The organism is Streptomyces sp. NPDC001868, from assembly GCF_040297125.1.
Lineage (GTDB): Bacteria > Actinomycetota > Actinomycetes > Streptomycetales > Streptomycetaceae > Streptomyces.
The window spans coordinates 110437-125464 of the sequence record NZ_JBEOYO010000011.1 but is presented as its reverse complement, the minus strand read 5'-3'; the positions used below and the strand labels follow the sequence as shown (position 1 = coordinate 125464).

Below are 15028 nucleotides of genomic sequence, written 5' to 3'. Positions count from 1 at the left end.
GTGCGGTGGGTCGCACAATCATGGCGCCCGACCGCGATCCGGGAAAGAGAGGTGTGGGGGACGTGCTCATACGGTGACAGGGTCCGTGACCACTACGACCACAACCTCCGTTGCTTCCGCAAGTGAGGCGGGCCGGCATCTTGTGGGCACGCTGTGTCCCAGGTCACTCTTCCCCTCTCGTCCCCTCTCGACTCGACCGACAGGTGGTGGCATACGTGCGGCTGCGCACCCCTCTCGCCCTGCTCGGGGCGGCTGTACTCCTGCTCGTGGGGCCGCCGCTGCTGACGACCGGCAGCGGCAGCGAGACCGGCACGCAGATCCCCGGCCTGCGTTTCATGGTGCCGAACACGCCCGGCGGCGGCTACGACATCACGGCCCGGACGGCGGCGAAGAACGCCGAGGACGCCGGGCTCACCCACAACATCGAGGTGTTCAACCTGCCGGGCGCCGGCGGCACGGTCGGCCTGAGCCGACTGGTCGGCGAGCACGGCAACGGCAAGCTCGCGATGTCGATGGGGCTCGGTGTCGTGGGCGCCGTCCGTTCCAACGACGCGCCCAAGACCCTGGCCGACACCACCCCGATCGCCCGCCTCACCGAGGAGCAGGACGTCGTGGTGGTCGCCAAGAACTCGCCGTACAAGACGATCGACGATCTCATCGGGGCGTGGAAGGACGACCCCGGGAAGCTGCCGGTGGGCGGCGGGTCGGCGCCGGGCGGGCCCGACCATCTCGCGCCGATGCTGATGGCGCAGGCGGCCGGGATCGCGCCGAAGGACGTGAACTACATCCCCTTCGACGGCGGCGGTGAGCTGCTCGCCTCGATCCTGGGCAACAAGGTCGCCTTCGGGGTGTCCGGGGTCGGCGAGTACCTGGACCAGATCAAGGCCGGCGAGCTGCGGCTGCTCGCGGTGACCGGCCCGAAGCGGGTCGCCGGGCTGGACGCGCCGACGCTCCAGGAGGCGGGCTACGACGTGAACTTCACCAACTGGCGCGGCATCGTCGCCCCGCCCGGTCTCACCGAGGCCGAGCGGGACAAGCTCACCCGGCTGATCGAGGAGCTGCACGACTCACCTCAGTGGCGGCAGTCGATGAAGCAGAACGGCTGGGACGACGCGTTCCTGACCGGCGACGAGTTCGGCGCGTTCCTGGACGCCCAGGACAAGCGCGTGGTGTCGGTGCTGAAGGAGCTGGGCCTGTGACCACGGAAGCCACAGGCACTCCCCCGGCGCCCGCCCCCGAGCACCGCTCCTGGCTGCGCGACCACTCCGAGCTCGGCGTCTGCGTCCTGCTGCTGGCGCTCGGCGTCCTCGTCCTGACCGACGCGCTCACCATGGACGTCGACATCGCGCAGCGCGGTCCCGTCGGCCCGAGGACGGTGCCGATCGTGGTCGGCGCCGGCCTGCTGCTGATCGCCGCCCTGCTCGCCGTGGACGTCCTGCGCGGCGGCCGGGGCGAGGCCGAGGCCGGTGAGGACATCGACCTGTCCGAGCCCGCCGACTGGCGCACGGTGCTGCTGCTCGCCGGGGTGTTCCTCGGCGCGGCCGTCCTGATCGAACCGCTCGGCTTCCCGATAGCGGGCGCCCTGCTGTTCTGGGGCGCGGCCTACGCCCTCGGCAGCCGGCGCCTCGACCGCGATCCGCTCATCGCGGCGGGCATCTCCCTGGTCACGTACGCCGTGTTCAACAACCTGCTCGGGGTGCCGCTGCCGGGCGGCCCGCTGATGGGAGTGCTCTGACATGGACGCCCTCACCTCCCTCATGGACGGTTTCGGCACGGCCCTGACCCCGATCAACATCCTGTGGGCCGCGATCGGTGTCCTGCTCGGCACGGCGATCGGTGTGCTGCCGGGCATCGGGCCCGCGATGGCGGTCGCGCTGCTGCTGCCGGTGACGTACGGGCTGAACCCGGTCGGCGCGTTCATCATGTTCGCGGGCATCTACTACGGGGCGATGTTCGGCGGTTCGACGACCTCGATCCTCCTCAACACCCCCGGGGAGAGCGCGGCCGTGGTCGCGGCCATGGAGGGCAACCCGATGGCCAAGTCGGGGCGCGGCGCGCAGGCGCTGGCGGCGGCCGCCATCGGGCACTTCGCGGGCGGCATGGTCGGCACGATCCTGCTGGTGGCGCTGGCGCCGACGGTCGCCGACCTGGCCGTGGACATCGGCGCCCCGGACTACTTCGCGATCATGGTGCTGGCGTTCATCGCCGTGACGTCCGTCCTGGGCTCGTCCCGTATCCGGGGCCTCGCCTCCCTGCTCATCGGTCTGACGATCGGGCTGGTGGGCCTGGATCAGATGACCGGGCAGCAGCGGCTGACGTTCGGTTCCCTCCAGCTCGCCGACGGCATCGACGTGGTGATCGTCGCGGTCGGTCTCTTCGCCATCGGCGAGGCGCTGTGGGTCGCCGCCCATCTGCGGCGCAGCCCGCCCGAGCCGATCCCGGTGGGCCTGCCGTGGCTGGGGCGCTCCGATGTGAGGCGAAGCTGGAAGTCCTGGGCGCGGGGCCCGTTCATCGGCTTCCCGTTCGGCGCGATCCCGGCGGGCGGCGCGGAGATCCCCACGTTCCTGTCGTACGTCACCGAGAAACGGCTGTCGAAGCACAAGGACGAGTGGGGCAAGGGCGCGATCGAGGGGGTGGCGGGCCCGGAGTCGGCGGCGTCGGCGTCGGCGGCGGGCACCCTCGTCTCCATGCTGACCCTCGGCCTGCCCACGACAGCGGTCGCGGCGGTCATGCTGGCGGCCTTCCAGCAGTACGGCATCCAGCCCGGCCCCCTGCTCTTCGAACGCGAGCCCGACCTGGTCTGGGGCCTGATCGCCTCGCTCTTCGTCGGCATGGTGCTGCTGCTCGCCCTCAACCTGCCCCTGGCCCCCCTGTGGGCGAAGCTCCTGCGGATCCCCCGGCCGTACCTCTACGCGGGCATCCTCTTCTTCGCGGCGGTGGGCGCGTACGCGGTCGGCGGCGAGGTGATCGACCTGGTCATCCTGCTGATCATCGGCCTGATCGGCTTCGGCATGCGCCGCTACGGCCTCCCCGTGCTCCCCGCCGTCATCGGCGTCATCCTCGGCCCCAACGCCGAGCAACAGCTGCGCCGAGCCCTCCAGATCAGCGACGGCAGCATCACGGGCCTGGTGAACACACCGTTCTCGGTGACGGTGTACGCGATCATCGCCGTACTGCTGGCCTGGCCGTTGCTGAAGCGGCTGGTGCTCCGAAACCGGGGGGAGCGAACGAAACAGGGCGCCCCGCTCAGCTAGCGCCCCGCTCCGCCTCCTCGTGCAGGAACGCGCTGATCTGGCCCGCGATGCCCTCGCGGCCCGGGCCGGACGTGGGGTCGAGGAGGTCCTCGGCGATGCCGATGCCGCCGGACCACAGATACCGCTCGGTCCACTCCTCGTCGGCCCGCAGCTGCACCTGGATGTCGAACTGGGTGAGGTGGGCCTCGGGGGCGGCGGCGTAGAGGACGGAGGTGGCGCGGCGCAGGGGGTAGAGGTCGAAGCCCTCGATGAAGCGGGAGTTGCGCCAGTCCAGGAAGGCACTCTCGCCGTCGGGGCCGGTGCGGATGTCGAGCTGGCCATCCTCCAGGTGGAGGCCGATGTGGTCGGTGCCGCGGTTCTCCACGGTCACCCGGAACCGGACGTACGTCAGGCCCTCGGCGGCGTCGTCGCGTCCCCGCGGGGGTTCCGCGCACTCCACTCCGTGGACGCGCACACGCAGGCCGGCCAGATCGCCGTCGTACTCCTGCCAGTCCCCGATCACATTGGGCTCGCGCACCGTCCACCTCTCCACATCGGCGGGACACCTCCCGCGTTCGCGCGCACCACAGTGCCACACCCGTCGGACGTCCGGGTTCGGGGCATTACCGCCGGTCAGACGTGATCAAGCCGTGTGCAGCGACGATTCCCGGGAGGGCCTCCCGAAGGAGGTCCGGCACGTGCCGTACATCACGTTCACGGCCCACAGTGCGGATATACGGTGACCGACTTGCCGATTCCCCGGGCAGGCTCCGGCGCCGTGCGCTACGTTCGATCACCGCCGGTCGGCGCACCCGCCGGCGAGGTCGTGCAGGGAAGGTTCTGAGCGTCGCATGGGCAACTTCGGTATTGCTCCACCGACGGGCCCGGTCATGACCGGAGGGCTGGCCGATCCGCTGTTCGAGACGGCCCACAGAGATCCCGCCCTGCCGCAGATGGCGCGCCGCGACACCGCCTCCCCGGACACCTGGACCCAGGTGAGCGCGGCCGAGACGCGGGACGAAGTGACCGAACTGGCCAAGGGGTTGATCGCGTCCGGCATCCGGCCGGGCAACCGCGTGGCCGTGATGGCGCGGACCCGGTACGAGTGGACGGTGCTCGCCGTCGCGCTGTGGGCCGTGGGCGCCGAGATCGTGCCGATCTGTCCGACGTCGTCGCGCGACCAGATCGAGTGGATCCTGCGGGACGCCGTCTGCGTGGGCGTGGTCGTCGAGGACGAACTCGGTGTGATGACGGTCGGCTCGGTGTGCGCCAAGCTCCCGCTGCTGCGGTACGTCTGGCAGTTGGACACCGAGTCCCTGCCGCAGCTCGTCGAGGCGGGCCGGGACGTCCCGGACGCGACGGTGGACTCGCTGCGCCGCATCGTCATGCCCGACTCCACCGCGGTGATCGCGTACACGTCCGGCACGACCGGCCGGCCCCGGGGCTGCGCGCTCTCCCACCGCAGCCTCGCCAGCCCCTGCGACGCGCTGCTCGCCGGGTGGCGGCGGACGGCGGCGGCACCCGGCGAACAGCCGGCGATCCTCGCCTTCCTGCCGTTCTCGCACGTCTACGGCCTGATGATCCAGGGGATGTGTCTGCGCGGCGGGCTGCTCCTGGCGCACGAGCCGGAGTCGACGGAGGAGGCGCTGTCCGCCGCGATGCGCTCGTTCCGGCCGACGTTCCTCTTCGGTGTCCCCTATCTCTTCGAGAAGATCTACAAGAACTTCCTGCGCAAGGCCCAACAGGCGGGCCGGGGCCCGCTGTTCGAGCGCGCGGCCCGCACCGCCCGGGACTACGCCCTCGCCGCCGAACGACAGCGGCTGGACACGGGCCCCGGCCCCGCCATGGATCTGAAGCTCCAACACGCCTTCTACGAGAAGACGGTGTACCGCAAGCTGCGCGCGGCCCTCGGCGGCCGGGTGCGCGGAGGCTGTTCCGGCGGCTCCCCCCTCAACCGCGACCTGACGCTCTTCTACGCCGGTATCGGCATCCTCGTCCACGACGGGTACGGCCTCACCGAGACCGCCGGGGGCATCACCGCCCAGCCGGTGGGCCGGGAGAAGTTCGGCACCGTCGGCCGTCCGCTGCCGGGCACGGAGATCCGGGTGGCGCGGGACGGGGAGATCCTGGTCAACGGGCCTTCGGTGTTCCAGGGGTACGTCAACGACGAGGCCGGCACCCGGGCCGCGCTCCAGGACGGCTGGCTGGCCACGGGGGACATCGGGCGGCTGGACAACGAGGGGTATCTGTCGATCACCGGCCGCAAGAAGGAGATCATCATCACCAGCGGGGGCAAGGGCGTGGCCCCGGCGCCGCTGGAGGAGCAGCTGCGGACGCATCCGCTGATCCATCAGGCGGTGGTCGTGGGCGACAACCGGCCCTGCGTGGGCGCCCTACTCACCCTGGATCCGGAGTTCCTGGCGCACTGGCGGGGGTCGCTGTCCGCGCCGGGTGAGCTGCTGGGGCGGGAGGCGCGGGAGGAGAACGCGTTGCGGCAGGAGGTGCTGCGGGCCATCGCCGCGGCCAACAGCACGGTCTCGCGCGCGGAGTCGATCCGTGTCTACCGCATCCTGCCCGAGCCCTTCGACCTCGCCAACGGCATGCTCACCCCGTCGATGAAGCTGCGCCGGGACACCATCGTGCAGCGGTACGAGGCCGAGATCGAGGCCATGTACGCGACCTCGGCACGGGCCGCCCGCCGCACCGCGTCGGAGGAGATCGCGAGCTGGGACGACACGGACTCCGACGACGTGTTCCGCCGCGCCCGCCACTGACGGGCGAATCGAACGGCACCGAACAGCGCCGACAGGAAGGAGCCGACGGCTCCGGATCCCGCCGGCTCCGGATCTCGCCGGCACCCGCTTTCCTCCGCCCCCTCCCGCTTCCCTCCGGCCCCGATTCCCCCGGCCCCCGGTCCCCCTTTTCCCGCCGACCACAGGGCGGGCGGTTGTTGACGAAACGGTCCTCCGGATGCGGAGATGCTCCAGGCGGAAGCGGACAACCGCTTGCCGCCGGCACTCCGCACCACCGTGAGACGAAGGCAGAGGACCAGGACCCATGGCACTGCAGATCAGCGCCACCAACCCGGAACACCCCGCGCTCCTGCTCGAACTGCCGTGGCACCTGCCGCTGGAGGAGTGGCCCGAGCACTACCTCGTTCCGCTCCCCCGGGGCATCTCCCGCCACGTCGTGCGCTACGCCCGCGCCGGCGACGAGGTCGTCGCCGTCAAGGAGCTCGCCGAGCGGCCCGCCCTGCGCGAGTACGAGCTGCTGCGGGACCTGGACCGGCTCGGCATCCCCGCCGTGGACGCCCTCGGTGTGGTCACCGGCCGCACGGACGAGGCGGGCGAACCGCTGGAGCCGGTGCTGATCACCCGGCATCTGGGCGGCTCGATGCCGTACCGCTCGATGTTCGAGACGACCATGCGCCCGGCCACCATGCACCGGCTGATGGACGCCCTCGCCGTCCTGCTGGTGCGGCTGCACCTCGCCGGGTTCGCGTGGGGCGACTGCTCGCTGTCCAACACGCTGTTCCGGCGGGACGCGGGCGCGTACGCCGCGTATCTGGTGGACGCCGAGACGGGTGATCTGCATCCGCAGCTGAGCAGTGGACAGCGCGAGTACGACCTCGATCTCGCCCGGGTCAACATCAGCGGCGAACTGCTCGACCTGGAGGCGTCCGGTGCGCTGCACCCGTCGGTGGACGCGATCGAGTTCGGCAACGAGATCTGCTCCCGCTACCACAAGCTGTGGGAGGAGCTGACGCGCAGATCGGTGTACCCGGCCGGGAAGTACCACTACATCGAGCGCCGGATCCGCCGGCTCAACGAACTCGGCTTCGACGTCGCCGAGATGCAGATCGAGCACTCGAACAACGGCGACACGGTGACCTTCGTGCCCAAGGTCGTCGACGCGGGCCACCACCAGCGCCAGCTGCTGCGGCTGACCGGTCTGGACACCGAGGAGAATCAGGCCCGGCGGCTCCTGAACGACCTGGAGAGCTGGATGGCCACCCAGGACGACTACGCCCCGGGCGACCCCCTCGGCGCCCGCCCCGAGGTGCTGGCCCACCGCTGGGTGCGGGAGGTGTTCCGCCCGACCGTACGGGCCGTCCCGCTCGAACTGCGGGGTGCGGTGGACCCGGCGGAGATCTACCACCAGCTCCTCGAACACCGCTGGTACCTGTCCGAGCGGGCGCAGCACGACATCGGCCTCGACATGGCGGTGAAGGACTACATCGACAACGTCCTGCCGGGGACACTGGCCCTGCTGCCGCCGTCGGTGGACGACGTCACCCCCATGTGAACCACGTGAACCCCCGGACCGGGACCACCGCCGGCCCGGGTCACTTGTGCGGGACCACGGCCACCGGGCAGTGCGCGTGGTGCAGGACGCCGTGGGCCACCGAGCCGATGCGGGCGCCGACGGCCGTACGGTGGGCGCGGCGCCCGACCACCATCAGCTGGGCCCGCTGCGCCACGGACAGCAGGACCTGCCCGGCGCTGCCCATCTCGACGTGCTGGGTCACCGGCACCTCGGGAAACCGCTCCCGCCACGGCCGCAGCGCGGCGGCGAGGGCCTTCGTCTCGTACGGCTCCAGGCCCCCGGCCTCGTCGAGGAGCTTGAGCGAGCCCGGGCTGTACGCGTACAGCGGCGGCAGCGCCCACGCCCGGACCGCCCGCAGGGACGCCCCACGGGCCGCCGCCGTCTCGAAGGCGAACCGCAGGACGTCCGCGCTGTCCTCCGGGGTGCCCTGCTGGCCGACGACGACCTCACGTCCGGCGGCCTCCCCGGCGGGGCTGTCCTCGGCGCGGACGAGCACGACGGGACGCGGTGACTCGACGATCACCTGCTGTCCGACGGAGCCCAGCAGGAAGCCGACCACCGCGCCGTGCCCGCGCGAGCCGAGCACCAGGGTCTCGGCGTGCTCGGCGGCACCGACCAGGGTGGCGACCGGCGGGCCCTCGACCAGGTCCGTCGTCACGGTCAGCTCCGGGTGCCGCTCGGAGACCCCCCGCGCCGCCTCGGCGAGCGCCTCCCGCGCCCACCGCTCCTGCCCGTCCCGGTCCACGCCGACCGCCTCGTGCGGCTCCCCCCGCCACGCGTGCACCACCCGCAGCGCCAGGCCCCGGCGTACGGCCTCCCGGCCGGCCCACGCCAGTGCGGCCAGGCTCTCGGACGTACCGTCCACTGCGGCGGTGATCGGGCCCGTCGTCATCGGCCACCTCTCTGTAGTCACATGGCTGACGGGCCCAGTCTTCACTACGCTCGCCATATGACCTTGGAGTGGGAGCAGTTGCTGGTGGACTCCGCCGATCCGGTGGCCCTGGGTCGCTGGTGGGCCGAGGCGCTCGGCTGGGTGGTGGTCGACGAATCCCCCGAGGAGTACGAGATCCGTCCGGCCCCGGACCGCCTTCCCGGCCTCCTGTTCGCACGCGGTCCGGACGCCAAGACCGTCAAGAACCGCCTGCACCTCGACTTCCGCCCCGTCGACCAGGAGGCCGAGGTCACCCGCCTCCTCGCCCTCGGCGCCCGGCACGCGGACGTCGGGCAGACCGGTGACGAGCCGTGGGTGGTGCTCCAGGACCCGGAGGGCAACGAGTTCTGCGTCCTGGCCCCGCGCAAGAGCTGAGGCCTCGCCCGGAGCCCCCGGCCCGCGGCCCTCCGGAAACCGAGCGAACCCGGACGGTCGAACATACGATGGGCGCATTGGCTCGGGGTGGAGGCGTATGACTCAGGCGGTCGGTCCGGCGCGGAACGTGATCCTCACCGTGGATGACGATCCGGGGGTGTCCCGTGCGGTCGCGCGGGACCTGCGGCGCAGGTACGGCGAGTCGTACCGGATCGTGCGGGCGGAGTCCGGGCAGGCGGCGCTGGAGGCCCTGCGGGAGCTGAAGCTGCGCGGGGACCAGGTGGCGGTGATCCTGGCCGACTACCGGATGCCGGAGATGAACGGCATCGAGTTCCTGGAACAGGCGCTGGACGTCTTCCCGGGAGCGCGTCGGGTCCTGCTCACCGCGTACGCGGACACCGGCGCGGCGATCGACGCGATCAACGTCATCGACCTCGACCACTACCTCCTGAAGCCGTGGGACCCGCCGGAGGAGAAGCTCTACCCGGTCCTGGACGACCTGCTGCAGGCCTGGCGGGCGGCCGACCGCAGATGTGTGGGCACCACGAAGGTGGTCGGGCACCGGTGGTCGGCGCGGTCGTCGGGCGTACGGGAGTTCCTGGCCCGCAACCAGGTGCCGTACCGCTGGTACTCGTCGGACGAGCCGGAGGGCCGGCGGCTGCTCGCGGCGGCCGGTACGGACGGGGAGCGGCTGCCGCTGGTCGTCACGCCGGACGGTACGCCGCTGATCGAGCCCGAGGACCCGGAGCTGGCGGAGAAGGTGGGGCTGGCGACGACGCCGGCCCAGGACTTCTACGACCTGGTCGTCATCGGCGGCGGACCGGCCGGGCTCGGGTCGGCCGTGTACGGGGCCTCGGAGGGGCTGCGGACGCTCCTCGTCGAGCGGTCGGCCACGGGCGGGCAGGCGGGCCAGAGTTCACGCATCGAGAACTACCTCGGGTTCCCCGACGGCGTGTCCGGCGGCCAGCTCACCGGCCGGGCCCGACGGCAGGCCACCAAGTTCGGGGCGGAGATCCTCACCGCCCGCGAGGTGAGCGGCCTGGAGGTGAACGGGGCGGCGCGGACCGTCCGGTTCTCCGACGGGTCGGCGGTCGCCGCGCACAGCGTGATCCTGGCGACCGGCGTGTCGTACCGGCAGCTCGCCGCGCCGGGCTGCGCGGACCTCACCGGCTGCGGGGTGTTCTACGGCTCCGCGCTGACCGAGGCCGCCGGCTGCCAGGGGCACGACGTGTACATCGTGGGCGGCGCCAACTCGGCCGGGCAGGCGGCGATGTACCTGTCCCGGGGCGCCAAGTCGGTCACCCTCCTGGTACGCGGCGACTCGCTGACCGCGTCCATGTCGCACTATCTGATCCAGCAGCTCGCCGAGGCCCCCAACATCTTCGTGCGCACCGGCACGGTCGTGGAGGCCGCGCACGGCACGAACCAGTTGGAGCAGCTGACGCTGAAGGACGTGGCGAGCGGGCGTGAGGAACTCGTCGACGCGCAGTGGCTGTTCGTGTTCATCGGCGCCGAGCCGCACACCGACTGGCTGGAGGGCACCGTGCTCCGCGACGAGCGCGGGTTCATCGTGGCCGGGCCCGACATGACCCCGGACGGGGGTCCCCCGGCGGGCTGGGAGCTGGACCGGCCGCCGTACCACCTGGAGACCAATGTGCCCGGTGTGTTCGTCGCCGGGGACGCGCGGTCGGAGTCCGCGAAGCGGGTCGCGTCCGCGGTGGGAGAGGGAGCGATGGCCGTGATGCTGGTGCACAGGTATCTGGAGCAGTCATGACAACCACCGGGGCCCGGTCATGAGCGGGCAGCCTTCGCCGTGCGACCGGGCGGAGCTGGGCCGTCTGTTCCTGTTCGAGAAGCTGGCCGACGAGCAGTTGGACCGGCTGTGCCGGGAGGGCCGGGTGGAGCGGTTCGAGCCCGGTCCTGTCTACCGGGAGGGCGAGCCGGCCACCTGCTTCTTCGTGCTCCTGGAGGGCACGGTGGTGCTGTCCAGGCAGGTCGGCGACGACGACGTGGAGGTCAGCCGCAGCTCCCAGGTCGGGGTGTACGCGGGCGCCTTCCAGGCGTATCTGGGGGACCAGGCGGACCAGGCCCGCTACAAGGGGTCCATGCGGGTCACGGTCCCGTCCCGATTCTTCGTCCTCCCCGCGGACTCCTTCGCCCGGATCATGCGCGAGTGGTTCCCCATGGCCGTCCATCTGCTGGAGGGCCTGTTCTTCGGCAGCCAGAACACCCAGCGGACCATCAACCAGCGTGAACGTCTGCTGGCGCTGGGCTCGTTGTCGGCCGGACTCACCCACGAGCTGAACAACCCCGCCGCGGCGGCGGTCCGGGCCACCTCGGCACTGCGGGAGCGCGTCGCCGGGATGCGGCACAAGCTCGGGGTGATCGCCGCCGGGCCGTACAAGCGGGCCACGCTGGAGTCGCTGGTCGATCTTCAGGAGCGGACGGCGGAGCAGGTCGCCAAGGCGAGTCCGCTCAGTCCGCTGGAGGCCTCCGACCGGGAGGACGAGCTGACGGACTGGCTCGACGACCACGGCATCGCGGGCGGCTGGGAGCTCGCGCCGAACTTCGTGCAGGCCGGGCTCGACACCGCCTGGCTCGACCAGGTCGCGGCGGCGGTGGACGAGCACACCCTCGAAGGGGCGGTGCGCTGGCTCAACTACACCGTCGAGACCGAGCTGTTGATGAACGAGATCGAGGACTCCACCACGCGTATCACCCAGCTCGTCGACGCGGCGAAGCAGTACTCGCAGCTGGACCGCGCGCCCTACCAGAACGCCGACGTCCACGAACTCCTCGACAGCACCCTGCTGATGCTCTCCGGGAAGATCGGCGACCGGATCGAGGTGGTGAAGGACTACGACCGCACACTGCCACGCATCCCCGCCTATCCGGGTGAGCTGAACCAGGTGTGGACGAACCTGATCGACAACGCGGTCGCGGCGATCGGCAACGCGGGCGGGGCGGGCACGCTGACGGTACGGACGGCACTGGACCACCGGGATCAGGTGCTCGTGGAGTTCCGCGACACGGGGCCCGGAATCCCGGCGGACATCCGGGGCCGGATCTTCGACCCGTTCTTCACCACCAAGCCGGTCGGGCAGGGCACCGGGCTCGGCCTCGACATCTCCTGGCGCATCGTCGTCAACAAGCACCACGGGCACATCGAGGTCCACTCCCGGCCCGGCGACACCCGCTTCCAGGTCTTCCTGCCGCTCACCGCGCCGGCGGCCGACCTGGACCTGACACTCGCCGACGAACCCGACCACGCCCCCGAGGAGGCCTCATGACCCTGCCCGCCGGAATCGATCCCGCCGTCCCGCCGAGCGGTGACGGATGCGTGGAGTGCGACGAGGCCGGGGGGTGGTGGTTCCATCTGCGGCGCTGCGCCCAGTGCGGGCACGTCGGGTGCTGTGACTCCTCCCCCTCCCAGCACGCGACCGCGCACGCGGGGGCCACGGGGCATCCGCTCGTGCGGAGCTACGAACCGGGTGAGTCCTGGTTCTGGAACTACGACACGTCCGAGATGTACGAGTCCGGTCCCGACCTCGCCCCGCCCCTCAGCCATCCCGCCGACCAGCCGACACCGGGCCCTGCGGGGCGCGTCCCGCGGGACTGGGCCCAGGGGCTGCGGTGAGGTGAGGCCGGATCGTCGGGTGCGGGTGCGTGGGGCTTCTCGCGCAGTTCCTCGCGCCCCTGAAAAAGCAGGGGCTGCGCCCCGTGCTTTTTCAGGCCCGCAGGCCCCGTCGCCTTTCAGGCCCGCGGAACCTGAAGCTTTCAGGGGCGCGGGGAACTGCGCGACCAGCCCCCACCGGGCCCGCAGCCGAACGCGAAGAACTTGACGAGGTGGATGTGTTGATCGGGATCTCCGAGATCCAGGACGCTGCCGCGAGGATCGCGGGGCATGTCGTGCGGACGCCGACCGTCCCGAGCCCAGGGCTGGAGGCCCTCCTCGGCACCCAGGTCACCACGAAACTGGAACTGCTCCAGCGCACCGGCTCCTTCAAGGCCCGCGGCGCCACGGCGAAGCTCCTGACGCTGACGGCCGCCGAGCGGGCGGCCGGTGTCGTCGCGGTCAGCGGCGGCAACCACGGGATCGCGCTGGCGCACATGGCCGCCGCGCTGCACATCAAGGCGACCGTGGTGATGTCGAGGACCGCTCCCCGACGCGCCCAGGACCTCGTCGAGGCCGCCGGCGCGTCGCTCAGGCTCACCGACGGCATGGCGGAGGCGTTCGCGCTGACCGAGCGGCTGCGGTCGGAGGGGCTCACTCTCGTCCACCCCTTCGACGACCCGTTGGTGATCGCCGGTCAGGGCACGGTCGGCCTGGAGTTCATCGAGGACATGGAGCAGCTTCGGGACGTCGAGGAGCCGGACGGCCCCGGCGCCCTCACCGACGTGCTCGTCAGCATCGGCGGTGGCGGCCTCATCGCCGGTGTCGCGACGGCGTTCAGGGCCCTGCGCCCGGAGGTCCGGGTCTGGGGCGTGGAGACCGTCGGCGCCACGGCCATGACCGAGGCGTTGGCGGCGGCCGGCCCCGTGACGGTCCCCCTCTCGTCCATCGTCACCACGCTCAGCGCCCCCTCCGCCTCGCAGCTCACCTACGACCATGTGGCCGCCCTGGTCGAGGACGTCCTCGTGGTCTCCGACGCCGAGGCGGTCCAGGGCGTCCTGGACTTCGCCGAGCACGCCAAGGTGTGGACGGAACCCGCCGCGGGCTGCCTGCTGCCGGCGGCCCGGCAGGTCCTGGACCGCGTCGGCGACGGCGCCCGCCTGGGCCTCGTGGTCTGCGGCGGCAACGCGACGACGGCCGACGTCGAGGAGTGGGCGCGGCGGTTCGGGCTGAGGTGACCCGGACGGTCACCCCAACACCCGTGCCCTGCACGTCACTTGAAGCGGCTCACAGGTCACCCGGCATAATGCTCGGGTGACCGCCCCCACTCCCCTCTCGGGTCCCTCCCCGGCCGAGCACACCCCCGTCGTCATCGTCGGCGCCGGACCCGCCGGACTGACCGTCGGCAACCTCCTGCGGGCCGCCTCCGTGGACTGTGTGGTGCTGGAGACGGAGAGCCGGGAGTTCATCGAGCGGCGGCCCAGGGCCGGGTTCCTGGAGGAGTGGGCGGTGCGGGCGCTGGAGCGGCGCGGGCTGGCCGGCCGGCTCGTGGAACGGGCGCCGACGCACACGGAGTTCGAGTTCCGTTTCGCCGGTGAGCGCCGGCGGTTCCCGTACACGGAGCTGACCGGGCACCACCACTACGTCTATCCGCAGCCGCTGCTCGTGACGGATCTGGTCAGGGAGTACGCGGACGTCCGGGGCGGCGACATCCGTTTCGGCGTGCGGGAGGTCGAGCTGCACGACATCGACGGCGAGCGGCCGTCCGTGTCGTACGTGGATCCGGCGACCGGCGAACGACGGCTGCTGCGCTGCGAGTTCGTCGCCGGGTGCGACGGCGCGCGCGGTGTCACGCGGACCGCGCTGCCGCCGGAGCACACGACGGTCGCCCGGCACGACCATGGGGTGGGGTGGCTGGCGCTGCTCGCCGAGGCGCCGCCGTCGTCCGACTGCGTCGTCCTCGGTGTGCATCCCCGGGGCTTCGCCGGGCACATGGCGCGCAGCCCCGAGGTCACCCGCTACTACCTGGAGGTCCCGGCCGGCGACGACCCGGCGAACTGGCCGGACGAGCGGGTCTGGTCCGAGCTGCACGCCCGGCTGGCCGTGCCCGGCGCCCGGCCGCTCACGGAGGGCCCGTTGGTCGAGAAGCGGGTGCTCGACATGCACAACTACGTCACCGAGCCGATGACGTACGGCCGCCTCCACCTCGCGGGCGACGCCGCCCACCTCGTCGCGCCCATCGCCGCGAAAGGCATGAACCTCGCGCTGCACGACGCCCTGCTCCTCGCGGACGCGCTGATCGCCTGTCTGGGAAAGGGCGACGACAGCGGGCTGCGCGGCTACTCGGAGGCCTGTCTGCGCCGGGTCTGGCACTACCAGGAGTTCTCGCAGTGGCTGGCCGAGCTGCTGCACGGGCCGTCGTCCGGCGACGCGTTCCGGGCGGGCGCCGCCACCGCCCGGCTCCGTCGTCTCCTCGGCTCCCCGACCGCCGCGTCGACCTTCGCGGAGCTGTTCATCGGCAAGGACACCGACCACTAGCGGGCCCGGAAG

Annotated in this window: 13 protein-coding genes; 11 read left to right on the top strand and 2 right to left on the bottom strand. The window is 71.9% G+C overall.

Features of this window, described 5'->3' with window-relative positions; genetic code table 11:
- The first annotated feature begins 215 nt into the window (after positions 1–215).
- From ABT147_RS16080 to ABT147_RS16070, 3 genes are read left to right on the top strand one after another with little or no spacing between them, the layout of a single operon-like run.
- A complete protein-coding gene (locus tag ABT147_RS16080) occupies positions 216–1199 on the top strand; it encodes a Bug family tripartite tricarboxylate transporter substrate binding protein (RefSeq protein ID WP_351406371.1) in 984 nt (327 codons plus the stop codon).
- Positions 1196–1735, top strand: a complete 540-nt coding sequence (locus ABT147_RS16075) for a tripartite tricarboxylate transporter TctB family protein (protein WP_351406211.1) — start codon at positions 1196–1198, stop codon at positions 1733–1735. The genes ABT147_RS16080 and ABT147_RS16075 overlap by 4 nt, the downstream gene beginning before the upstream one ends.
- A 1-nt stretch (position 1736) precedes the next feature.
- Complete coding sequence (locus ABT147_RS16070) at positions 1737–3254, top strand: tripartite tricarboxylate transporter permease (protein WP_351406209.1); 1518 nt, start codon at positions 1737–1739, stop codon at positions 3252–3254.
- Here ABT147_RS16070 and ABT147_RS16065 read toward each other — a convergent pair.
- The gene (locus ABT147_RS16065) at positions 3247–3771 is read right to left on the bottom strand and encodes a hypothetical protein (RefSeq protein ID WP_351406207.1); all 525 of its coding nucleotides are present in this window, start codon (positions 3769–3771) and stop codon (positions 3247–3249) included. The genes ABT147_RS16070 and ABT147_RS16065 overlap by 8 nt on opposite strands.
- Before the next feature lie 313 nt (positions 3772–4084).
- Here ABT147_RS16065 and ABT147_RS16060 point away from each other — a divergent pair, with 313 nt between their 5' ends.
- Positions 4085–6007: an AMP-dependent synthetase/ligase gene (locus tag ABT147_RS16060; RefSeq protein ID WP_351406205.1), complete on the top strand. Its 1923-nt coding sequence runs from the start codon at positions 4085–4087 to the stop codon at positions 6005–6007.
- A 283-nt stretch (positions 6008–6290) separates the two neighbouring features.
- Entirely contained in the window at positions 6291–7538 is a 1248-nt protein-coding gene (locus tag ABT147_RS16055; RefSeq protein ID WP_351406202.1) for a DUF4032 domain-containing protein, read from the top strand.
- 40 nt (positions 7539–7578) lie between these two features.
- On the opposite strand, the gene ABT147_RS16050 is transcribed toward ABT147_RS16055, so the two are convergent.
- A complete protein-coding gene (locus tag ABT147_RS16050; RefSeq protein ID WP_351406200.1) occupies positions 7579–8451 on the bottom strand; it encodes a universal stress protein in 873 nt (290 codons plus the stop codon).
- A gap of 57 nt (positions 8452–8508) precedes the next feature.
- Here ABT147_RS16050 and ABT147_RS16045 point away from each other — a divergent pair, with 57 nt between their 5' ends.
- The 6 genes from ABT147_RS16045 to ABT147_RS16020 all read left to right on the top strand — a co-directional run bounded on the left by ABT147_RS16045 (position 8509) and on the right by ABT147_RS16020 (position 15016).
- Positions 8509–8865 carry a VOC family protein gene (locus tag ABT147_RS16045; protein WP_351406197.1) on the top strand — a complete coding sequence of 119 codons (357 nt, stop codon included), beginning with the start codon at positions 8509–8511 and terminating at the stop codon, positions 8863–8865.
- Positions 8866–8962: 97 nt separating this feature from the next.
- Positions 8963–10639 (top strand): NAD(P)/FAD-dependent oxidoreductase, encoded by a 1677-nt coding sequence (locus ABT147_RS16040; protein ID WP_351406195.1) that lies wholly within the window; start codon positions 8963–8965, stop codon positions 10637–10639.
- Positions 10640–10658: 19 nt separating this feature from the next.
- Entirely contained in the window at positions 10659–12155 is a 1497-nt protein-coding gene (locus tag ABT147_RS16035) for an ATP-binding protein (RefSeq protein WP_351406193.1), read from the top strand.
- The gene (locus ABT147_RS16030) at positions 12152–12502 is read left to right on the top strand and encodes a UBP-type zinc finger domain-containing protein (RefSeq protein WP_351406190.1); all 351 of its coding nucleotides are present in this window, start codon (positions 12152–12154) and stop codon (positions 12500–12502) included. Before ABT147_RS16035 ends, ABT147_RS16030 begins: the two co-directional genes overlap by 4 nt.
- A 218-nt stretch (positions 12503–12720) precedes the next feature.
- Positions 12721–13716: a threonine/serine dehydratase family protein gene (locus ABT147_RS16025; protein WP_351406369.1), complete on the top strand. Its 996-nt coding sequence runs from the start codon at positions 12721–12723 to the stop codon at positions 13714–13716.
- A gap of 76 nt (positions 13717–13792) precedes the next feature.
- Positions 13793–15016, top strand: coding sequence for a 4-hydroxybenzoate 3-monooxygenase (locus ABT147_RS16020; protein WP_351406188.1), 1224 nt, complete (start codon positions 13793–13795; stop codon positions 15014–15016).
- Positions 15017–15028 lie beyond the last annotated feature (12 nt).